The 22,539-nt window shown below is 69.9% G+C and carries 15 protein-coding genes; 10 read left to right on the forward strand and 5 right to left on the reverse strand.

Features of this window, described 5'->3' with window-relative positions; all coding sequences use genetic code 11:
* Window positions 1–149: 149 nt before the first annotated feature.
* On the reverse strand, window positions 150–1,163 hold the full coding sequence (locus tag Q4V64_RS40840) for a hydroxyacid dehydrogenase (RefSeq protein ID WP_172629070.1): 1,014 nt from the start codon (window positions 1,161–1,163) through the stop codon (window positions 150–152).
* A gap of 504 nt (window positions 1,164–1,667) precedes the next feature.
* Here Q4V64_RS40840 and Q4V64_RS40845 point away from each other — a divergent pair.
* The 7 genes from Q4V64_RS40845 (at window position 1,668) to Q4V64_RS40875 (ending at window position 13,100) form a co-directional block, all read left to right on the forward strand.
* The gene (locus Q4V64_RS40845) at window positions 1,668–3,017 is read left to right on the forward strand and encodes an extracellular solute-binding protein (protein ID WP_124438371.1); all 1,350 of its coding nucleotides are present in this window, start codon (window positions 1,668–1,670) and stop codon (window positions 3,015–3,017) included.
* On the forward strand, window positions 3,014–4,012 hold the full coding sequence (locus Q4V64_RS40850) for a sugar ABC transporter permease (protein ID WP_124438370.1): 999 nt from the start codon (window positions 3,014–3,016) through the stop codon (window positions 4,010–4,012). The genes Q4V64_RS40845 and Q4V64_RS40850 overlap by 4 nt, the downstream gene beginning before the upstream one ends.
* Window positions 4,009–4,881 carry a carbohydrate ABC transporter permease gene (locus tag Q4V64_RS40855; RefSeq protein ID WP_124438369.1) on the forward strand — a complete coding sequence of 291 codons (873 nt, stop codon included), beginning with the start codon at window positions 4,009–4,011 and terminating at the stop codon, window positions 4,879–4,881. The genes Q4V64_RS40850 and Q4V64_RS40855 overlap by 4 nt, the downstream gene beginning before the upstream one ends.
* A 44-nt stretch (window positions 4,882–4,925) precedes the next feature.
* Window positions 4,926–6,710: a glycosyl hydrolase family 28 protein gene (locus Q4V64_RS40860; protein WP_124438368.1), complete on the forward strand. Its 1,785-nt coding sequence runs from the start codon at window positions 4,926–4,928 to the stop codon at window positions 6,708–6,710.
* A gap of 17 nt (window positions 6,711–6,727) precedes the next feature.
* Window positions 6,728–10,072, forward strand: a complete 3,345-nt coding sequence (locus Q4V64_RS40865; protein WP_124438367.1) for an alginate lyase family protein — start codon at window positions 6,728–6,730, stop codon at window positions 10,070–10,072.
* Between the two features lie 27 nt (window positions 10,073–10,099).
* Window positions 10,100–11,383, forward strand: a complete 1,284-nt coding sequence (locus Q4V64_RS40870; RefSeq protein ID WP_124438366.1) for an alginate lyase family protein — start codon at window positions 10,100–10,102, stop codon at window positions 11,381–11,383.
* A gap of 91 nt (window positions 11,384–11,474) precedes the next feature.
* Window positions 11,475–13,100 (forward strand): carboxylesterase family protein, encoded by a 1,626-nt coding sequence (locus Q4V64_RS40875; RefSeq protein ID WP_124438365.1) that lies wholly within the window; start codon window positions 11,475–11,477, stop codon window positions 13,098–13,100.
* Between the two features lie 20 nt (window positions 13,101–13,120).
* On the opposite strand, the gene Q4V64_RS40880 is transcribed toward Q4V64_RS40875, so the two are convergent.
* Both Q4V64_RS40880 and mmuM read right to left on the reverse strand, forming a co-directional pair.
* Window positions 13,121–14,176: a LacI family DNA-binding transcriptional regulator gene (locus Q4V64_RS40880; protein ID WP_124438364.1), complete on the reverse strand. Its 1,056-nt coding sequence runs from the start codon at window positions 14,174–14,176 to the stop codon at window positions 13,121–13,123.
* A gap of 166 nt (window positions 14,177–14,342) precedes the next feature.
* Window positions 14,343–15,284 (reverse strand): homocysteine S-methyltransferase, encoded by a 942-nt coding sequence (mmuM, locus tag Q4V64_RS40885; RefSeq protein ID WP_124438363.1) that lies wholly within the window; start codon window positions 15,282–15,284, stop codon window positions 14,343–14,345.
* A 200-nt stretch (window positions 15,285–15,484) separates the two neighbouring features.
* Between mmuM and Q4V64_RS40890 the strand changes: the two genes are divergently transcribed.
* Window positions 15,485–16,870, forward strand: a complete 1,386-nt coding sequence (locus tag Q4V64_RS40890) for an amino acid permease (RefSeq protein ID WP_124438356.1) — start codon at window positions 15,485–15,487, stop codon at window positions 16,868–16,870.
* A gap of 9 nt (window positions 16,871–16,879) precedes the next feature.
* Window positions 16,880–18,061, forward strand: coding sequence for an aminoglycoside phosphotransferase family protein (locus Q4V64_RS40895; RefSeq protein WP_253266810.1), 1,182 nt, complete (start codon window positions 16,880–16,882; stop codon window positions 18,059–18,061).
* A gap of 66 nt (window positions 18,062–18,127) precedes the next feature.
* Here Q4V64_RS40895 and Q4V64_RS40900 read toward each other — a convergent pair whose 3' ends face one another.
* Window positions 18,128–18,649 carry a hypothetical protein gene (locus Q4V64_RS40900; protein ID WP_303714038.1) on the reverse strand — a complete coding sequence of 174 codons (522 nt, stop codon included), beginning with the start codon at window positions 18,647–18,649 and terminating at the stop codon, window positions 18,128–18,130.
* Window positions 18,650–18,887: 238 nt separating this feature from the next.
* On the opposite strand from Q4V64_RS40900, the gene Q4V64_RS40905 reads away from it, so the two are divergent.
* On the forward strand, window positions 18,888–19,817 hold the full coding sequence (locus tag Q4V64_RS40905) for a LysR family transcriptional regulator (protein WP_124438354.1): 930 nt from the start codon (window positions 18,888–18,890) through the stop codon (window positions 19,815–19,817).
* A gap of 203 nt (window positions 19,818–20,020) precedes the next feature.
* Here the strand turns inward: Q4V64_RS40905 and Q4V64_RS40910 are convergent, their stop codons facing one another.
* Window positions 20,021–22,141, reverse strand: a complete 2,121-nt coding sequence (locus Q4V64_RS40910) for an autotransporter (RefSeq protein ID WP_124438361.1) — start codon at window positions 22,139–22,141, stop codon at window positions 20,021–20,023.
* Between the last annotated feature and the right edge of the window lie 398 nt (window positions 22,142–22,539).

Below are 22,539 nucleotides of genomic sequence, written 5' to 3' on the forward strand. Positions count from 1 at the left end.
TCACCGTTGGGACCGACTCGCCCGGCGACTGGGCCAGGGGGTGCCTGGCGGGTCCTGCCGGGATCCGTGGGACGCCCCTCGCCCCCGCGCCGGTGGCGAAACCGTATCCCATTGTTTCTCCGGGTGGTCGCCTCGCGTCGGCCGCGGCTTCACGCCACACGGGCCAGGTCCGAGTGCCGCACCTCATGGGCCGGCGGCAGGCCTCCCACCAGGCGTTCCAGTTCCTCCACGACGATACGGCCGAGGCGTTCCAGCTCGTTGCCGAGCGAGCCCGCGATGTGCGGGGTGAGGAAGACGTTGGGCAGGCGGTAGAGCGGGGAGCCGGCGGGCAGTGGCTCGGGCTCGGTGACGTCGAGGATCGCGTGCAGCCGGCCGGAGACCAGCTCGTCGGTGAGCGCGTCGGGGTCGACCAGGGCGCCGCGGGAGGTGTTGATCAGCACGCCGCCGTCCTGGATGAGGGCCAGTCGCTCGCCGTCGAGCATGCGGTAGGTCTCGGGGATGTCGGGGGCGTGCAGGGTGACGATGTCGCTGTGCCGGAGCAGGTCCTCCAGCGGCAGCAGTTCGGCGCCCAGGGCGGCGGCCTCGGCGGGGCTGACGTACGGGTCGTGCAGGAGTACCGCGAAGTCGAACGGCCGCAGGAGCTCCAGCAGCCGTCTGCCCACCCGGGACGCGCCGATGACCCCGATCCGGCGGCCGACGTTGCCCGTGGTGGCCGTCTCGGCGGGGGTCGGGTAGGCGTGGGTGCCGCGGAAGCGCTCGCGGTGCGTGAACGTGTCCTTCCCGGCGAGCAGGATCATGGCGAGCGTGTACTCCGCGACCGGCAGGGCGTTGCCGGTCACCGCGCTGGAGACGGTGATGCCGCGTTCCCACAGGGCCCCGCTGACCAGGGAGCGGACCGAACCGGCCGCGTGCAGGACCGTACGCAGCCGGGGGGTGGCGGCGAGGACGCCGGCGTCGAGCTGGGGACAGCCCCAGCCGGTGATCAGGACCTCGGCCTCGGCCAGGGCTTCGGCCGCCTTCGGGTCGGCGAAGTCCTGGACGACGAGCGCGGCGTCGAGGTCGGCCGCCCGGGTCAGCCGGGCCATGAGCGGCGGCGGGAAGAGCAGTGGGAGGTGCACGGGATCCATCGCGAACACGGCCCTTGGAGGCTGCGGGCTGGGCATGTCTCTCCTGACAACACACTTGGTGGAAACATTTTCTGAAAGCGTCTTCTACCGTAGGTCTGGCAGCGAGGGACGGTCAATCGGCAGGATGGACTACCGAGCGCGGCAGTCGGTTGACTGGAAACGGTCGCCGGGGTGGCGGATGGGTTGGAAACGCTTACTGAGCGTTCCCGGCCGTTTCCGGGTCCCTCGGTGGATCGATCGGCTCTCGCTCCGGCGCAGCAACCGGTTCCCGCGCAGCTGGCCGGAGATCGCTGTCCAGGACCTGTGTCCTCTGCGCGGGCCGGGCCGCGTTCCCCCGGTCCCGTTCGACCGGTCGGCCTGTGACGCCGAGGTTACAGAGTCCTTTCGAAAGTTGGTCAAGACTCTTGACGCAGTTTCCGGACAGGAAGAAGCTCCTCCTCAACGCACGACAACCGGTTGCCGAGCCCGGAACGTGGCCGAATCCAAACCCGATCCATGGTCGAAATCCCGAACAGAACGAAGCAGGAGGTGGCGCGATTCATGCGTCCACATGCTGGTGCTTCCCTGAGCCGCCGCCGTTTTCTCTCCCTCTCGGCAGCCGGCGCCGCGACCGGCGCGGCGGCGTTGAGCGGCTGTGCGATGCAGGTGTCGACCGGGGTCAGCGGATCGGGCGAGACCGTCACCGTGATGGTCAACTCCGGGGACATCCTCCCGGAGCAGGTGCAGCAGGCGAAGAAAGACCTCGGCATCAAGATCGTTCTGGTGAAGTACGACATCACCAAGCTGATCGCGATGCTCACCAGCGGCAACCCGCCCGACCTGGTGCGCGGCGTCGGCGCCGTGGACGCGCCGTTCTTCGCCGCCCGGGACGTGGCCGAGGAGCTGGACCCCTACTTCTCCCGGAGCAGCGTCCTCAAGCCGGCCGACCTGGACCCCGTCAACGACCTCTGGCGGTACGACGGCCGGGTCCAGGGCAAGGGCCCGCGCTACGGCATGGCGAAGGACTTCTCCCAGGACTCCATGTACTGGTACAACACCGCGGCCTTCGACAAGGGCGGTGTCGACTATCCGGCGGAGACCGAGCCGGCCACGTACGAGGAGTGGATGGACAAGGCCAAGCGCCTCGTGCAGCGCAAGAGCGGCCAGACCACCGTCTTCGGCGGCAGCTACCAGGGCCTCACCCGGGCCACGCTCCTGGCGACCATGACGGCCTCCGCCGGCGGCAGCCTCTTCAACGACGACTTCTCCCGGGTCGACTTCACCACCCTCGAGGCCCGCAAGGCCCTGGCCTGGTACATCGACTACTGCAAGACCAAGGTCGGGCCGAGCCCCATCCAGCCCGACCCCAACGGCTGGGACGGGCCCACCTACCAGGCCGGGCGGCTGGCCATGTCGAACTCCGGCTACTGGCTGGGCGGCATGATCGGCACCGACAAGAAGCTGGCGGAGGTCTCCCGCCTGGCACCCGCCCCGGTCTTCGCGGGCGGCCCGCGGATCAGCGCCTGCCAGAGCGGCACCGGCCTGTGGATGCCGCGCGGGGCGAAGAACAAGGACGCCGCATGGCGGGTCTTCGAGTGGTTCTTCGGCGAGGAGCCGGCGAAGGCACGCGCCTCAGGCGGCTGGGGCATCCCCACGCTGAAGTCACTGAGGCCGCTGATGCCGGCCAAGGAGGACTACCAGAAGCGGGTGCTGAAGGTGCAGCAGGACGAGCTGAAGCACTTCTCGGTGATCTCCTTCACCCCCTACACCAGGGCGGACGCGATCGACGCCCTCTTCAACCAGATCGCCCCCGCCGCGATGAGCGGCCAGATCTCCGTCGACACCCTCGCCGGGCGCCTGAACTCGGCCATCAACGAGCAGCTGAAGCGCGGTAAGGAGCAAGTGGGATGACGGTCGACCAGCTCTCCTCCGTCGCGGACCGGCCGGGCGCCGCCGCGAGCGCCAGGCGCGCACCGGCCGTCGGCGGGTCGCGGACCTCCATGACCGCGCGCAGGCACCGGGCGTTCTACATGTTCACCTCGCCCTGGATCATCGGCTTCGTGCTGCTGACCATCACGCCGATGGTGTACGCGCTGTGGCTGAGCTTCACCACGTTCGACGGCATCTCGCCCAACTGGAAGTACGTCGGACTCGGCAACTACCGCGAGCTGCTGAACGATCCGGTGACCTGGGACGCGCTCGGCCGTGCGGGCCTGTTCGCGGTGACCTCGGTGCCGCTGTCGATCATCGCGGGACTCGGCCTCGCCGTCCTGGTCAACCGGCCGATCAAGGCGCGCGGCCTGTTCCGCACGCTGCTGTATCTGCCCGCCGTGGTGCCGCCGGTGGGCGCGGGCCTCGCCTTCAAGCTCCTCTTCGACCAGAACTCCGGTGCCACCAACGGCGTCCTGACTCTCTTCGGCTTCGACGCGATCGGCTGGCTCGCCGACCCCTACGCCCGTTACGTGCTGCTGATGACGGTGCTCTGGGCCGCCGGAAACGTCATGATCATCTCGCTGGCCGGACTCCAGGACGTACCCAAGGAACTCCACGAGGCCGCCCGCATCGACGGGGCGAGCGCCTGGCGCACCTTCCGCAGCATCACCGTGCCGCTGCTGTCACCCGTCCTGCTCTTCCAGACGGTGACCGGGATGATCGCCTCGGTGCAGACCATCATGCCGCTGCTGCTGGCCCCGCTCGGCGACACGAGCGGCATCACCACGGTCCCGCAGTCCAACTACCTGTACATGATGCACGTCTTCGCGCAGTACTTCGCGCTCGGCCGCTACGGCTACGCCTCCGCGCTGCTGTGGGTGCTCTTCGTCCTGATCCTCGTCGTGACCGGCCTCATCTTCAAGTTCACGTCCGGCGCGGTGTTCTACAACGTCGACCCGGAGGCGAAGAAGTGACCGCCACTACTCTGCCGCCCAAGGCATCGACGACCGACATACGCGTGCGGGTGCGCGCCAAGCGCCTCGTCCTCTACACGGTCCTCGTCTCCGTCACCGGGCTGTTCCTCGGCCCCTTCGGCTGGCTGATCCTCTCCGGCCTGAAGACCCAGGGCGAACTGGCCGCCTCGCCCGTGCACTGGCTGCCCGAGGCCTTCCAGTGGCACAACTTCGCCGACGCCTTCAACCAGATCGACTTCCTAGGCTACGCCCGCAACTCCCTGGTCATCGCCCTCATCTATGCCACCCTCGTCACCCTCAGCTCGGCCTGGGTCGGCTTCGGTTTCGCCCGGCTCGACGCGCCCGGCAAGAAGGTGCTGTTCGGCGTCCTGCTCGGCTCGATGATGCTGCCCCAGATGGTCACCCTGCTGCCGACCTACCTGATCTTCGCCAAGGTCGGCATGGTCGACACGTACTGGCCGTGGGTGCTGTGGGGCCTCTCCGCGGCGCCGTATCTGGTCTTCCTCTTCCGGCAGTTCTTCGCGGGCATGCCGCGGGAGCTGGAGGAGGCCGCGATCGTCGACGGCTGCGGATACGCGACGATCTTCTGGCGGATCTTCCTGCCGCAGTCCTGGCCCGTGCTGTCCGCGAGCTTCATCATCGCCTTCACCTGGACCTGGGGCGACTACATCGCCCCGCAGCTGCTGCTGTCCACCGACCGCACCACGCTCGCCGTCGCCGTGATGACCACCTACGTCAGCGAGGCCGGCACGCCCGTGCCCGAACTCCAGGCCGCGGCCTCCGTGATGTACATCGTCCCGATCCTGCTGATCTTCCTCATCGCCCAGCGCGGTTTCGTCGCCGGGATGTCCACGTCCGGACTCAAGTGACCTTCTCGTATCTCTCAGCTCCCGCTTACTGAAGGAACGGCTCCATGAACGACACCCAGAGCACCGGACTGTCCCGGCGCACCCTTCTCCAGGCCGCCGGCGCCACCGCCGCCGCGTACTCCCTGATCGGCGCCGCGGCCGGTACCGCGAGAGCCGACGACACGCCCGCGGCGCCCGACAAGCTGGTGGTGTACCCCATCCCGAGCGGGGTCCCGACCAACTCGAGCTTCACCGTCAAGGCCCGTACGGCGGGCGGCGAATGGCAGACGGTGCCGGTCTACCGGGCCAGGGCGAAGCAGATCGACCCGAACACCGGCAGCGGTCCCGTCTTCAACTCCTCCGTCGCCACGTTCGACTTCGCCGGCACCGTCGAGGTCGCCGTCACCTCGTCCAAGGGCGCCATCGGCTCCGCGCGGATACGGCCGCTGTCGTCCAACACCCAGTTCACGGTGGACGGCGCCACGGTGAGCTTCACCCTCACCGAGCCCCGCAACCTCTCCATCGAGATCGACGGCGAGATCTTCAACAACCTTCAGCTGCACGCCAACCCGATCGAGTCGAACGCGCCCGACCCCGACGACCCGGACGTCATCTACTTCGGCCCGGGCCTGCACAAGACCACCGACAACGTGGTGAAGGTGCCCAGCGGCAAGACGGTCTACCTGGCCGGCGGCGCGGTGCTGACCTCCCGGGTGGAGTTCGTCAACGTCGAGAACGCCCGGCTGCGCGGCCGCGGTGTGCTGTACAACTCGCCGAGCGGTGTCCTGCTCCAGTACTCCAAGAACATCGAGATCGACGGCATCATGGTGCTCAACCCGAGCAGCGGATACTCGGTCACCGTCGGCCAGTCGAAGCAGGTCACCGTCCGCAACCTGCACTCCTACAGCCACGGCCAGTGGGGCGACGGCATCGACGTCTTCTCCAGCGAGGACGTCCTCATCGAGGGCGTCTGGATGCGCAACTCCGACGACTGCATCGCGATCTACGCCCACCGCTGGGACTACTACGGCGACTGCCGCAACATCACCGTCCGCAACTCCACCCTCTGGGCGGACGTCGCGCACCCGATCAACGTCGGCACGCACGGCAACACCGACAAGCCGGAGACCATCGAGAACCTCGTCTTCAGCGACATCGACATCCTCGACCACCGCGAACCGCAGATGGACTACCAGGGCTGCATCGCGCTCAACCCGGGCGACAGCAACCTGCTGCGCAACGTCCGCGCCCAGGACATCCGGGTGGACGACTTCCGCTGGGGCCAGCTGATCAACATGCGGATCATGTACAACAAGAAGTACAACACCTCGGCCGGACGAGGCATCGACGGGGTCTTCATCCGGAACCTGACGTACACGGGGACGCGCGCCAACCCGTCCCTCATGGTCGGCTACGACGCGGACCACGCCATCCAGAACGTCACGTTCCAGAACCTCGTCATCAACGGCAAGTTCATCGGCAACGGGATGAAGAAGCCCGGCTGGTACACGTTCACGGACATGATGCCGGCGTACGCCAACGAGCACGTGCTGAACATGCGGTTCCTGAACTCGACCGAGGCGACGTCCGCCGCCAAGCCGCAGATCACCAGCCCGGACCAGGCCACGGCCACCAAGAACCAGGTCTTCAACTACCTGATCACGGCCGGCGAGCTGCCGACGTCGTTCGGCGCCGAGGGGCTGCCGAAGGGCCTGGACATCGACACCGCCACCGGTCTCATCTCTGGCACCGCCGACGACAACGTCGGCACCTTCACGGCCACCGTCTCGGCCACCAACAGCGTGGGCACCGCGACGCAGACCGTCACCTTCACCGTCCAGCACGCCTGATGCGGAGCCTGTGAATCATGGAGTCACCCGTGTTTCCTCTCAGCCGACGCTCCTTCATCGGGGCCGCGGGGCTCGTGATCGCTGCCGGAGGCGGACTGCTGTCCGCCTCCGCCGCGGCGGCGTCGGCCCAGGACGACAAGACCCGGCACCGGGCCTTCACCCACCCCGGTCTGCTGCATACAGCCGACGACATATCGCGTATGAAAGCCGCCGTCGCGGCGCAGGAATCCCCGGTCTACGACGGCTACCTCGCGTTCGCGGCCCACGCCCGCTCGAAGCCCACGTACGCGATCCAGAACACCGGCCAGATCACCTCCTGGGGCCGGGGCCCCACCAACTTCCAGAACCAGGCCGTCGCCGACTCGGCCGCCGCCTACCAGAACGCCCTGATGTGGTGCGTCACCGGCAACCGCGCCCACGCCGACAAGGCCCGCGACATCCTCAACGCCTGGTCGGCCTCCCTGACGATGGTCACCGGTGCCGACGGTCCGCTCGGCGCCGGGCTCCAGGCCTTCAAGTTCGTCAACGCGGCCGAACTGCTCCGGCACAGCGGCTACGACGGATGGGCGGACTCCGACATCGCCCGCTGCGAGCAGTCCTTCCTGGACGTCTGGTATCCGGCGATCTCCGGCTACATGCTCTACGCCAACGGCAACTGGGACCTGACGTCCGTTCAGTCCATTCTGGCCATCGGCGTGTTCTGCGAGGAGCCCGTCCTCTTCGAGGACGCCCTGCGCTTCGCGGCGGCCGGCGCGGGCAACGGCAGCGTCCGCAACCGGATCGTCACCGACACCGGCCAGGGCCAGGAGAGCGGCCGCGACCAGGGCCACGAGCAGCTCGCCGTCGGCCTGCTGGGCGACGCGGCGCAGGTCGCCTGGAACCAGGGCGTCGACCTGTGGGGCGTCGACGGCAACCGCATCCTCGCGAACGCCGAGTACGCGGCCCGCTACAACCTCGGCGGCGACGTCCCCTTCACGCCCGACCTGGACCGCACCGGCAAGTACATCAAGACGACCGTCTCCGACAAGGTCCGCGGGAATCTGCCGCCGATCTACGAGATGTACTACGCCCACTACGCCGGCGTCCGCGGCCTCGACACCCCGTACACCAAGGCGGCCGTCTTCCGCGGCACCGGCGGCGCCCGCGTCGTCGAGGGCAGCAACGACGACCTGCCCAGCTTCGGCACCTTCGCCTACGCCGGCACCAAGGCCCCCGCGCCGACCGTGCCCACGGCACCGGCGGGCGTCACGGCGGTCGGCGACGGCACGTCCGTCACCGTGAGCTGGCTGCCGTCGGCGTGGGCGAGCACGTACACCGTCCGCCGGGCGACCAAGCCCGAGGGCCCGTACGAGGAGATCGCCACAGGCGTCGACAAGCCGGCGTACACCGACCGCGACGCGAACCCCGGCCGGACCTACCACTACACCGTCGCCGCCGCCAACTCCCAGGGCAGCAGCGGCGATTCGAGCCCGGTGTCCGCCGCCAACGGTCTGCCCGAGCCGTGGTCCACCCAGGACCTCGGCAAGGTGAAGATCCCCGGCTCCGCCGCCTTCGACGGCGAGCGGTTCGTGCTGGAGGCCTCCGGCACCGCCGACACCTACCGCCTCGCGCACCTGCCGCTGCGCGGCGACGGCGCGATCACCGCGCGGATCGTCTGGCCGCTCAGCTCGCAGTACTCCAAGATCGGCGTCACCGTCCGGGCCTCCCTGGACGCGGACGCGGCCCACGCGGCCATGCTGATCCAGGGGCTGCCGCTGCACACCTGGAGCGGGGTGTGGACGGTACGGCCGACGGCCGGGGCGTCCGTCTCCGCGACGGGCAGCACACCGGTGCCGCCCACCCAGCAGCAGACGATCACCACGTCCGCCGCTTTCCCGATCTCCAGCCTCGGCACCCTGCCGGAATCGGCGACCCCGCTGGAGGCGCCGTACGTGGAGGGCGCGGGAGACGGCTACCGGCTGCGGGCGCCGTACTGGGTACGGGTGACCCGCAAGGGTCGGTGGTGTACCGGGGCGATCTCGGCAGACGGTATACGGTGGACAGAAGTCGGTCGCACCGAGGTCGACGGTCTGTCGAATACCGCATACGCGGGTCTCGTCCTCACCTCCTGCCTCGGCGTCGACGAGGAGTACGCCGAGACCGGCACCGGCGCCTTCGACAACGTCACCGTGACCTCCACCTCGGCCGGCGAGGTCTGGTCCGTGCCGGGCCCCGGCCGCACCGCCGACGACCTGCGGGCCACCACAGGCGCCGACGCCGTCGAACTCGCCTGGACCGACCCGGACCTCTCCGCCCGCTACAAGGTGCTGCGCGCCACCGACCCCGACGGCCCGTACGTGACCGTCGCGACCGGCATCGGCCCGGTCGGGTCCGGCACCCGCATCCGGTACGCGGACGCCACCGGCACACCCGGAACGACGTACCACTACGCCGTCGCCAAGACCAACACCGCCGGACGCGGCCCCCTCTCGGAGTCCGCCGCCGCGCCGATGCCGTCACCGACACCGCCCCAACTCACCTCCGCCACCACCGCGTTCGCCAACAAGGGCATCGCCTTCCAGCACCTGCTCCGAGCCTCGCACGAGCCCATCCGGTTCACCGCGACCGGCCTGCCCGACGGGCTCCGTGTCGACCGGCGCACCGGCCTGATCTGCGGAACCCCCACGGAAACCGGCGAGTTCAAGGTCACGACCACAGCGGGCAACGCGGCCGGCGACGGCACCGGCACCCTCACCCTCACGGTCGGCACACCGCCGCCCGCCCCCTGGACGTACGGCGACCTCGGCGACGTGGTCCTCGACGACCGCGCCTTCGGCACACTCGGCGTGGTCGCCGTCCGTACCCCCGGCAGCACCGCCCACGAAGACGGGACCTTCGTGGTGCGGGGAGCCGGGACCGACCTCACCGTCAACAACCAGGGAATGACAGGCCAGTTCGTACGCCGGCCCGTCACCGGTGACTGCACGGTCACCGCCCGGCTGGTCTCCCGTACAGGGGCCACCGCCGACCGGGTGGGCCTGCTGATGGCCAAGTCGCTGTCGCCGTTCGACCAGGCGGCCGGCGTGATCGTCACGGGCGGGAGCACCGCTCAGCTCATGCTCCGCAAGACCGTGGCGGGCGCCTCCGCGTTCTCCGGCACCGCCACCGTCCAACTGCCCCTGCTGCTGCGGCTGAACCGCACCGGGACCGCCTTCGCCGCGGCCGTCTCCACCGATGACGGCGCCACCTGGACCGCCCTCGCCTCCGGCGAGGTCCCCGGCTTCGGTGACGTCCCCTACCACGTGGGCCTCGTGGTCTGCTCACGCAACCCCCTGGCCCTCGGCACCGCGAAGTTCGAAGAGGTGAGCATCACCCCCATCTAAATCCTCACGGATCGGAGATGCACCGCAATGAGCCGCACTTCCCCCCACCGGCAACTCCAGCAAACCGAGCAGAACACCGAACACAACACCGAGTTGAGCCGCCGCGGTCTGCTGAGGACCGCCGGCGGTCTCGGCGCCGCTCTCGCCCTCGGCGGCGGCGCCACGTTCGCCGCCTCCACGGCGGACGCGGCGCCCTCGACCTTCACCCACCCCGGCATGCTGCACAACTGGGGCGACATCAACCGCGCCAAGGTCAGGGTCGCGGCGGGCAACGACCCCTGGCTGTCCGGCTGGAACAAGCTGGTCGCCAACTCCCACTCCCAGTCCACCTGGGTCGCCAGGCCGCAGTCCATCGTCTACCGCGGATCGGGGACCTCGAACAACTACACCATCCTCTACAACGACATCGCCGCCGCCTACCAGAACGCACTGCGCTGGCAGATCGGCGGTACCACGGCCAACGCCGACTGCGCGGCAGCCATCTGCAACGCCTGGGCGAACACCCTCACATCCATCCAGGGCACCACGGACGCGAACCTGGCCGCCGGCATCTACGGCTGGCAGTTCGCCAACGTGGGCGAGTTGCTGCGCGGCTACGCGGGCTTCGACCTGAACAAGTTCAAGCAGATGATGCTGAACGTGTTCTACCCGATGAACCACGCCTTCCTGAGGGACCACAACTTCGCCTGCATCACCAACTACTGGGCGAACTGGGACCTGTGCAACATGGCCTCGATCATGGCCATCGGGATCCTGTGCGACGACGGCGCCAAGTACGACGAGGCCGTCAACTACTTCAAGACCGGCGCCGGAAACGGCTCCATCCAGCACGCGGTGCCGTTCCTGTACACCAACGTCGACGGCTACGACCTCGGACAGTGGCAGGAGTCCGGCCGCGACCAGGGCCACTGCATGATGGGCATGGGCCAGATGGGCGCGCTCTGCGAGATGGCCTGGAACCAGGGCGACGACCTGTACAGCTACGACAGCAGGAGGTTCTTCAAGGGAGCCCAGTACGTCGCCAAGTACAACATCGGCCAGAACGTGCCGTTCACCACTTACACGTGGGGCAGCGGACAGAACTGCGCCCAGAACTCGCAGACAGTGGTCAGCTCGGCGTCCCGGGGCCTGGTGCGCCCGGTGTGGGCCATGCTCCACTTCCACTACAACGGGCGCCTGTCCTGGAACGACCAGTACATCTCGGACATGTACTACAATCTCGTCGGGACCGAGGGCGGAGGAGGTGACTACGGCTCCACCAGCGGCGGCTTCGACCAGCTCGGCTTCGGCACGCTGATGTACGCCAAGTAGCCGCTCGCAGGCTCCGTGCACCGGAATACCGGGCGCCCTTGTGGTGCTCTGATGTTACCGGTGCACGAGCACGCGAAGGGCTGGTGGGCGGATGACGGCGGACCAGAACCCCGTGGTCAGGACTCCTCACGGGTTCGTACGCGGCCGGTACGAACACGGCGTCGCGGTGTTCCGGGGCATCCCGTACGCGGCCCCGCCCTTCGGACCCCGACGATTCCGGCCGCCCGTGCCGCCCGAGCCCTGGAACGGCGTGCGCGACGCGGGCGCATTCGGGCCGACGCCGCCGAAACCGCCGTACTCGGAGGCCTTCGCGCAGTACCTGTCCGACCCGGTCGTGCCGGGTGACGACTGCCTCAACCTGAATGTGTGGACACCGGAGCCGGGCCCTGGGGCCCGGCTCCCGGTGCTGGTGTGGCTGCACGGCGGCGCCCTCACCCGCGGCTCGTCCGCCGTGCCCGTGTACGACGGCCACTCCTTCGCCCGCGACGGCGTCGTCCTGGTCTCGGTCAACTACCGATTGGGCGTGGAGGGCTACGGACTGTTCCCGGACGCCCCCGCCAACCCCGGCCTGCGCGACCAGCTCGCCGCCCTGAAGTGGGTGCACGAGTCGATCGAGGCCTTCGGCGGCGACCCCGACCGGGTCACCCTCAGCGGCCAGTCCGCCGGGGCGATCAGCACCGGCGCCCTGCTGGCCGCACCGCAGGCCCAGGGACTGTTCCGGCGCGCGGTCCTGCAGAGCGGGCCGCCCGAGGCGAGCGACCGCGACAAGGTACGGCGGATGGTGCGCCGTATGGCGACCCGGCTGAAGATCCCCGCCACCGCCGCGGCCTTCGCCGACGTCGACCGTGACCTGCTGCTGCGCACCCAGGCCGAGGTGGGACGGCTCAGCAGCCCCGTGCTCGGCGGACCCGCCTTCGGGATCGTCGTCGACGGCGACCTCGTTCCGCGCGACCCCCTGGAAGCCCTCGTCGAAGGGGACGCGGCGCGGGGCGTCGAGCTCATGATGGGCTGGACCCGCGACGAGTACCGGCTGTGGCTGGTCCCGGGCGGCCTGCTGGAGCGCGTCGACCGGCTCGGTCCGGTCGCCCTGGCCGGCGCCATGGCCCGCTGCCATTGCGGCCACGAGGTGGTACGCGGCTACCGTGCCCTGCACCCCGAGGCCGGCACCGCCGACCTCGTCGGCCAGATGGTCACCGACCACCTGCTGCGCATCCCCCTGCACCGCCTCCCGGAGGCCCGCCCCGACCCCGCGTACGTCTACGAGTTCGCCTGGCCCTCGCTGCTGCCCGGCCTCGGCTCCTGCCACGCCCTGGAACTCGGCTTCGTCTTCGACACCGGCGAGGTCCCCGAGTCCGCCAAGCTCGCGGGCTGGGGCGCCCCGCAGGAGCTCGCCGACGCGATGCACGGGGCATGGGTGCGGTTCGCCGCCGACGGGGACCCCGGCTGGCAGCGGTGGGACGGCTCGCATCCAGTGCGGATCTTCGGCGACGGTGAACCGCATACGGTATACGGTCCGCGGGATCGTGCATTCGCGATGTGGACGGCGGACGCGGCAGCCCGGACGGCCGAGGCGGCGAGGGCCGAGCCCGGGGACGGCGTGCCCGCGGACGCGGTCCCCGCAGACGGAGTCCCTGTGGACGGCGTGCCCGCCCGGAGCGTGGAGCTGCGGTCGGTGGTACGACGGCTGCGGCTGCCCGGCTCGGTCCGCCGCGGCTGACCCGAGCCGGCGCGGACAGATCAGGAACCGGTTGCCGTCACCGAGTCGCGCACCACCACGTGCGTCCCCAGCAGCAGATGTTCGTCCGGGGTCTCCGACGTGCGGCCCAGCGCGGTGCGCACGGCGAGGCGGCCCAGTTCCTCGTAGGGCACGTGGACCGTGGTCAGGGCGGGGTGCAGGTCGCGGGCGAACGGGATGTCGTCGTAGCCGGCCAGCGAGACGTCGCCCGGCACGTCCAGGCCCGCCTCGTGCAGGGCGGTCAGCGCGCCGGCCGCGACCATGTCGGTGGCGGCCACCACCGCCGTGAACACCAGCCCGTCCTTCAGTGCCTCGCGCATCAGCCGGTGGCCGGCGTCCCGCGTGAAGTCGCCGTGCAGCAGCAGCGCGGGGTCGGGGTCCAGACCACGGGCGCGGTGCGCGGCCAGGTAGCCGCGCTCGCGGCCCTGCGCCGTGGTGTGGTCCGGCGCACCGCCGAGGAAGAGGATCCGCCGGTGGCCCTGGGCGAGGACGTGGGCGACCAGGGCGTAGGCGCCGCCCTCGTTGTCGTACTCGATGACCGTCACCGGCGCCCCGGGGCCGAGCGGCGGGCGGCCGCACAGCACCAGGCGGGAGCCCGCCGACGCCAGCGAGTCGGCCATCCGGCGCGTGCGCTCGCGGTACTCGGGGGTGTCGGCGGTGCCGCCGACCAGGATCACGGCGGCCGCCCGCTGGGAGCGCATCATCTCGACGAACTCCTGCTCGTGCCGTACATCGCCCTCCGTGCTGCACACCAGGCACAGATGGCCGAGCCGGGTCGCCTCCCGCTCCACGCCGTGCGCCATGAGCGCGAACGACGGACCGGTGATGTCCTCGAGGACGAACGCCAGCGTGGGCGTGCCGACCCCCGCGACCGCCTTGGCGCGCGCGTCCGCGACGTAGTCCAGCTCGCGGACCGCCCGCATCACGCGCGCGCGGGTCGCCGAGCTCACCGGGTAGACCCCGCCGAGCACCCGCGACACCGTCGACGCGGACACCCCCGCGCGGGCCGCCACATCCCGGATCGTGCTCCGGCTCGCGTCCTCGCTCTTCCTCGTCATTCCTGCCTCGTCCCTCTCCCCGGGCGTCATCGCCCACCCCTCGGGAACTGCGGCAACACACGTGGAAACCGGTTCCCGAACGGAGGCTAGCAGCGGGAACGAGGAACCGGCAGGAGTTGTGCGGGTGTCGGCCGGCAGGAGCTGCGCGGGTGTCGGCCGTCAGGAGTTACGCCGCCGTCAACGTCCCCGCGATCGACGCGATCGCCTCCGGCCCCACCCGGCAGCACCCGCCGATCAGCCGCGCCCCCGACTCCCGCCAGCGGCGCACCTCCTCGGGCGCGAAGGTGGAGCGGCCGGCCCAGGCGCGGGCCTCGGCGTCCCAGGTCTCGCCGCTGTTGGGGTAGACCACGACCGGCTTGCCGGTGACGCGGGCGGCGATCTCGATCGCGCGGTCGACATCCTCGGGGACACAGCAGTTCACGCCGACCGCGATGACCTCGTCCGCGTCGGCGGCCAGACCGAAGGCCTCCTCCAGGGGCTGCCCGGCGCGGGTCCGGTCGCCCGCGACGCTGTACGACAGCCAGGCCGGAACCCCGAGCCCACGCACCGCCCGCAGCAGCGCCTCGGCCTCGTCGGCGTCCGGGACCGTCTCCAGGGCGAGGACATCCGGGCCGGTGGCGGCCAGCACCTCCAGGCGGGGGCGGTGGAAGGCCTCCAGCTCGGCCACGCTCAGCCCGTACCGGCCCCGGTACTCGGAGCCGTCGGCGAGCATCGCGCCGTACGGGCCGGCCGAGGCCGCCACCCACAGCGGCCGGGTGACGCCCTTCGCCCGCGCCTCCACCGCCGCGTCGAGGGCCAACTCGATGCTCAGGCCCATCAGTTCGGCCGCCCGGTCCCGCTTGATCCCGCGCTTCGCGAAGCCCTCGAAGGTCGCCTGGTAGCTGGAGGTGATCGCCACGTCCGCGCCCGCCAGGAAGTAGGCGAGGTGCGCCTCGGTGATCGCCTCGGGCCGCTCGGCGAGCAGCCGCGCCGACCACAGCTCGTCGCTCAGGTCGTGCCCGGCGGACTCGAGCTGGTTGGACATGCCGCCGTCGAGGACGACCGTCCTCCCGGCGGCGAGCGCGTCGGCGAGGGGCGTGTCGGGGGAGGAAGGGGTGTCGCTGGTCATGCCACGACGCTAGTCGAAGCGACGGAGGGTGGGCCGTATGTGTCCATTACATGAACAGGTCGCCCAGCATGTGGGATGCCGGGTTACGATCACGCCCTCCCCGCCCCAGTTCTGCCCCGCCCCCGCCCCCGTCCCACTCCTGCCCGTGCCCCTCGCCCCCGTCCTGCCCGCCTCCGCCCCCGTCCCCAGGGAACACCGCCATGACTGCCCCCAGTTCCACCGAAGCCGCCGAGCCCGCCGAGCCCGAGTCGGACCCGGCCGCCGCCCCGCGCCGCCGTACCTTCGGACTGGCCGCCGCCACCGCCCTCGTCATGGGCAACATCATCGGCGGCGGCATCTTCGCGCTGCCCGCCACCGTCGCCCCGTACGGCGGGGTCAGCCTGCTCGCCTTCGTGGTCCTGTCGGTCGGCGCGGTGCTGCTCGCGCTGCTCTTCGGCAAGCTGGCCCGGCGCAGCCCGGTCACCGGCGGCCTGTACGTGTACCCGCGCGACGCCTTCGGCCCCTTCGCGGGCTTCCTGTCGGCATGGTCGTACTGGACGATGTGCTGGGTCAGCATCGCCGCCCTGGCCGTCGCGGTCGTCGGCTACGTCGACGTCCTGATACCGCTGCACGGCAACCACACCCTCGAAGGCCTGGTCGCCCTCGCCGCGCTGTGGCTGCCGGCCGCCGCGAACTTCGCCGGCACCCGCTGGGTCGGCACGGTCCAAGTCGTCTCCACCGTCCTGAAGTTCGTGCCGCTGCTGCTGGTCGCCACGATCGGCCTCTTCTTCATCGACACGGACAACTTCGGCCCGTTCAACGCCTCCGGCGACAGCGTCCCCGGCGCGCTGGCCGCCTCCGCCGCGCTGCTCCTCTACAGCTTCCTCGGCGTCGAGTCGGCCGCCGTCAGCGCCGGCGAGGTCAGCGACCCCGAGCGCACGGTCGGCCGCGCGAGCGTCCTCGGCACGCTGGGCTCCGCCCTCGTCTACATCCTCGGCATCATCGCCGTCTTCGGCCTGGTCCCGCACGACAAGCTGGTCGACTCCGGCGCCCCCTTCGCCGACGCCGTGAACGCCATCACCGGCGGCACCTGGGGCGGCACCGCCATCGCCCTGGTCGCCGTCGCCTCGATCACCGGCTGCCTCAACGGCTGGATCCTCCTCGCCGCGCAGATGCCGTACGCCGCCGCCCGCGACGGCCTCTTCCCGGCCCCCTTCGCCCGCGTGGGCAAGGGCGGGGTACCGGGCTTCGGCGTCTGGGCGGTAGCGGTCCTCGGCACGCTGCTCATCGCGCTCAACTACACGGCGGGCCCGGACACCACCTTCCGCGTCCTCGTCCTGATCACCACGTTCACGGGGTGTGTGCCGTACCTCCTGTCGGCCGCGGCCCAGCTGTACTGGCTGGCGAAGGGCACCCGGGAGCAGGTCCGCCCGGCCGGCCTGGTCCGCGACCTGATCGTCGCCGCCCTCTCCTTCACGTTCTCCTTCTGGCTGATCGCGGGCGCCGGCTACGCGGCCGTCTACCAGGGCGTGCTGTTCCTCTTCGCGGGCATTCCGGTGTACGTGTGGCTGCGCGGACGCGGGGCGACGGAGGAAGCCCCCGCCTAGGCTTGGGACATGTCTGACACCGAGGCCCCGGACGTCGATGCCGCCGATGCAGATGCCGATGCAGATTCCGATGTAGAGGCCGACACCGAAGGCGTGTACGCCGAAGCCCGGGAGGTGCTGGGCCCCTTCACCGGCCCGGCCTTCCTGGCGCCCGTCACCCACAACCCCAACAACGGCGTCACCGGCGGCGTCTGGGCGGTCACCGCAGGGGACCACTCCGCAGTCCTGAAGGTACTCACCCGCAACAAGCCGGCCACCGGACGCTGGGCCGCCTCCGACGACCCCCGCCACTGGAACTACTGGCGCCGCGAGGCCGACGCCTACGCCTCGGGACTCACCCAGGCCTGGCAGCCGTACGGTATCCGCGCGCCCCGGCTGCTGGCCTGCGTCGAACGGCCGGACGGCGATGTGGCGTTGTGGCTGGAGCGGGTGCGCGGCGAGCCGGCCACGAACTGGTCGATCGCACGGCACGTGGAGCACGCCCGCCGCCTGGGCGCCGCACAGGGCGCGGTCGGTGAGAGGGACGACCAACCGTGGTTCTCCCACCGCTTCCTGCGCCAGTACGTAGGCAGCAACACCCTCGGTCAGGACCTCCTCGACGAGGACGAAGCCTGGCAACAGCCCCTGGTCCGCGACCACTTCCCCGGCGGCCTGCGCCCCGCCATGGTCCGCCTCCACCACGACCGCGAGTGGTTCCTGGACGTCATGGAGTCCCTGCCCCGCGCCTTCAGCCACCTCGACATGTGGCCCGCCAACGTCCGCGCCGACGGCCCCGACAGCGCCCTGTTCGACTGGGCGTTCACCGGCGACGGCGCCCTCGGCGAGGACCTCGGCAACTACCTCCCCGACTCGGTCTTCGACCTGTTCGTCCCGGCCGCCCGCCTCCCCGAGTACACGGCGGCGGCCTACGACGCCTATCTGCACGGCCTGCGGGAGAGCGGCTGGAAGGGGGACGAGCACCTCGTACGCCTCGCGGTGTGCGCCTCCGCCGTGAAGTACGACTGGATCACGGCACTGATGCTGGCCCGCGCGGGGGAGGAGCAGCTGGACTACGGCGGCGCCCGGGCCGTGGACGCCGAACGCCGGTACCGGGAGCGGGGGTTGACGCTCGCGTTCCTGGCGGAGTGGGCGACGGAGGCGCGTGCGCTGGCCCCGCGGCTGGGATTTGCGGGGGCGCCGAGCGGCCGGTGACCCCGCGCGGCGGCTGACCGAGCTGCGCGGAGGGCACCGGCCTGACGACCGTATCTCACCCCGGTGTCACGGAGTTGTCGTGCGTTCCTGGGTGTAGGGCGGGTCAAGGGGCCAGTTCAGGGTCTCGAACCAGCCTGCCGGTTTGTTCGTCTTGGTGAGCGTGTCGAGGCTCATCGTGTTGGTGAACGTGTTGTGGTTGATGGAGAGGGTGTAGTCCCACTCATCTGCTTGTGCGCACGGTCCTTGACCGGCGACCCAGTTGACGATCGGGATGCACAGGAGCCGTATGACGCGCAAGTTGGAGGTGCGATAGTTGTGGCCGGTGCCGGCGAGATTGAGCTCCCCCTGGATTTGCTCCTGGGCGAGACTCGCTCGGAGGGTCGTGGTCTGGTTCATCATCTGCGCCGAGAATGAGGTGCCGTCCTGCCAGACGCATCCGTTGAAGTTCACCCCGACGTTGCCGATCGTGCCGTAATCGGTCTCCAGGAAGAACGTGCGGTGGGGCGTGACGCATTCGCCCGCCTGGGCCTGGCTCGGCGTGGCCGCGTTCGCGACCGGAGACCAAGCCGTGGCCAGCAATGCGGTCACGGTGCCAGCCACGAACATTCTGCGACGGCGCCTGCGGTTCTCCCTCGTTGCCTGTTGCATCAATCCTCTATGGCCTCTATGGCCTCCATGGTTGGACTCGCGGTGACCTGCGTGCCGACAGGACCACCATGACGCGGATCCCCCACGAGTCGATCTCCAGAGGAGTCTCACGCAGCTCTTACACCGCGGGACAGAGGATCCTGATGCCTCTCCACACCTGATTAATAACCTTTGGGTCATGGCCACGACGCGAGGTGCCAAAGACCCCAGCATCATGCAGTTGAAACTGTTCCTGCTGCTGGCCGAGGAGCTCCATTTCGGCCGCGCCGCCCGCCGCGCCTTCATCTCCCAGCCGGCCTTCTCACGTCACATCAGCGCCCTCGAAGGCAACCTCGGGGTCCAGCTCATCAACCGCACGACCCACACCGTCGCCCTCACCCCCGCCGGCCAGGCCCTGACCGATCAGATCCGGCTCATCGTGGACACCACCGACGAATTACGCCGCCAAGCCGAACGCGCCGCGGGCGCCGGAACCGGCCGGTTGGTCATCGGCTCCTTGGCTGCGATCACCTCGGTTGACCCCGTACCGGCGATTCTGGAGGAGGTGCGCCGACGCCTGCCCGGGGTCCGCATCCAGATATGGGGGGCCGGATTCGACGTGGCGACCGTCCTCCTCGAAGGCCTCGTGGACGCGGCATTCCTGTTCCTGCCGGTTCCCGACGGCGTTCAGCACCTGGAGCTGGAGCCCGGCCCGCGGTGTGCCGCGATGTCCACCGGCGATCCACTCGCCCAGCGCGACGGACTCACCGTGTCCGACCTGTCCGACCGGCCTCACATCGGCTGGTCGGACAGGGTTCCGAAGGTCTTCCGCGATTTCTGGGCCTGTGACCCGCGCCCGAACGGAGACCCGGTTCACTACAGTCGGCACGCGGTCAGCGACTTAGAGAGCGCACTCGCGCTGATCGCGATGGGGGAAGGAATCCAATTGCCTCCGGACCTCGCCCGCGTCCTCTACCCGCGCGCGGGAGTCTCCTACGTCCCCGTCGAGGACCTCCCGCCGGGGACGACAGCCCTGGCCTGGCCCACAGCGAAGCGCGACCATCCCTCCGTCATTGCATTGCGGCGCGCCACGCGTGCTGTGGTATCGGTGCGAAACGGCGACGCCTGATGGTGAGTTCGAGGAAGCTTGATGGTGAGTTCCACAATGCCAACGACCCGGAATTGGGACAAGTGGATCGTACAGAACTCCGACACTACTCGAATTGTTCTACAAGACCCCAAACCCAGCTCCTCTACCTCTATGAGCCCGAGCCAAATGGATCGCCGATTGAGGACGTGATCTACGGCCAATTTACGAGGGGGTGACCGAAGTCATGAGCTCTTGAGCTTGCCGCGCTTGGAGAGAGCATGCCGCCCACCCATCCGCCGCCCCCGCCGTACACGCCGGGCCGCAGGCACCATGAGCCCGATGAGCAGCCCCACGGCAAGCACATACGGCCACCAGCCCAGCCCGCCGCTCGCGGCGTTCGCGCTGCGGGTGCCGGCCGATACAGTCTCGGACGCTTCTGTCCCCGTCCCGCGAGCGGACGCCGACGGCTTCGAGGCAACCGCGCTGAGTACGACGTCGTTGCCGTCCCCGCCCCGATAGCTGATCCGGTACGTCGCATCGGCCAGCCTCAGCTTCGCCCCCTCCTTGAGCCCGCTGAACACCCCACTGGTCCTCGACCGCCCGGCGTGATCAAGCACCGTGATCTTGCGCGCAGGCCTCGTCCCGGCGGCCGACAGATCCAGCCCACCCGCCAGCCGCACCGCCCCCGTCACCTTCAATGGCCGCTCGCGCAGTACGAGTTCACCCTTCGCGCGCTGCGTGTAGTCACCGGAGACGGTGAGACCCCCTGCGACGACACCTTCGTTCGTCACCGCCCCCTTCACCGTGCCCTCGCCGGTCAGCGTGGTCGTCACCCGCAGCCCCGCCGTGCCCGCGTCCAGCCGTGCCCCCGCCGACGTGAGCCGGATCGACCTGCTGCCGGCGAGCGTCGCTCCGGAACGCAGCGCGAGGGTCCCCTTCTTGACGGTCGTCGTCCCCGTGTACGTCACCGCCGTGCCCGTCAGTGTCGTCGTCGCCGCGCCGGACTGGACGAACGCCCCCGAGCCGCTCACCCGCGACAGTGACACCGGCGTGGAGGCGTTCTGTACGACCAGCGTCCCGTCGTTCACGACTCGACGTCGCTCGCTGCCCATCAGCAGGGAACCGTCCCCCTGCTTCGACCCCAGCCGCAGCACCGCACCCTTCTCCACGGTCGTCGAGCCGTCGTAGTACTGCTTCGCCGCGAAAGTGACGTCGTTCCCGCGCGTCCCCGCGATCACGATGTCCCCGGCGCCGGGCGCGGACAGGGTGTCGTGGAAGACACCGCCGCCGATGGGGGCGCCGAGCGTCACCGGGCCGTTGTAGTCGAAGGTGAGCGTCGAACGGGAACGCGCCGCCAGCAGGTTGATGTAGACGGTCTCGGCGGTGCCCGGCATGAAGATCTTGTTCGTCGTCCCGTCGCCCCACTGGACGTTCGCGCCCTTGATGTTGGTGCCGCGCTTGTTGACGTTCTTGCGCGCGGGCGTCCAGTTCAGGGCGGGGTCGCTGAGCGAGGGGTTGGTATCGCCGCCCTGGTTCGACCAGCTGTACTGCCCGGTCAGGACGACCTTGCTGCCCGGCCGCGACTGGACGTTGATGTCACTGCCGTACTCGCGCTGGTAGAAGTCCATGCCCATGGTGACGGTCTGGCCCAGTGGGGTGTCGACCGTGAAGGTGCCCTGGTTGAGGATCTTGCGCATGTTGGGCAGTGACGTCGCGTACTCCGGGCGCCCGGCGTTCACCTGCGTGCCGTTGTCGACCACCCCGGAGAAGGAGTGGGTGCCCGACAGGTCCCAGGTGCCCCAGAGGAACCTCGGCTGGGTGATCAGCCCGGAGCCGCTGATGTTGCCCAGGTTGTAGGCGCTCCTCAGGGAGAGCCGCAGGGTGCCGTTGACCCGGATGTTGTCCTGGTTGAGCCGGAACGCCGGGGTGTTGTACGGGAAGTGGCCGATCAGGCCGGCCGTGCCGCCGTTGCCGTACTGCAGGGTGGCGCCGCGCTCGACCGTGACTGCGGGCGGGTCCGGGCTGGTGACGGTGACGTAGGGGTGGTTGCCGCCCTGCGTGCTCACCTTCTGCCGCTGCCGGGCCTTCGGCAGCGTGAAGTCGCTGTCCCTGGTCAGCACCAGGGTCCCGTTGCCGCGCACGGTGAGCGTGCCCTCGCCGCGGAACACGCCGTCGTACGTCGTCGTCCCCGAGCGCACGGTGACGACCGTGTCACCGCTGAGCGTCACGTCCCGGTCGGCGAGCACGTCGGCGGTGACGTCCCGGGCGTCGGCGGCCGCCGCCGGGGGAGCGATGACGGTGAGGGCGGCCACCGCCGCGAGGGCGCCGACGGCCGCTGCTGTCTTGTGGGTATGGCTGCGCACGTGAGCGGAGACGGGGCGGGACGGCGACCGATAACAGAAATCTGTCGACCGGATTCGGTAGGCAGCATCCGGCGGGATCGGGTAGACGGCCGACGCGATCCGATAGACGACCGACACGATCTGGTAGACGGTCGACGTGATCCGGCAGACAGTCGCCACGATCGGGCGGACAGCCGAAAGGATCCAGTAGACAGCCGAAAGGATCCGACAGCCGGCCGACAGGATCCGACAGACATCCGACAGGCATCCGACTGAGATCCGGCAGGGATCAAGCACGCTCCCCACCCGCTGAAAAGAAAGCGCATTCTTCATCCCGTCCAACCCGTTGACCTCCCCGTTCCACACCCTTACCTTTTCGGCGTTCGTCATAACAAATAGTGTTCGTAATATCGAACGCC

This window comes from Streptomyces sp. NL15-2K (assembly GCF_030551255.1).
In the GTDB taxonomy this organism is placed as follows: Bacteria; Actinomycetota; Actinomycetes; order Streptomycetales; family Streptomycetaceae; genus Streptomyces.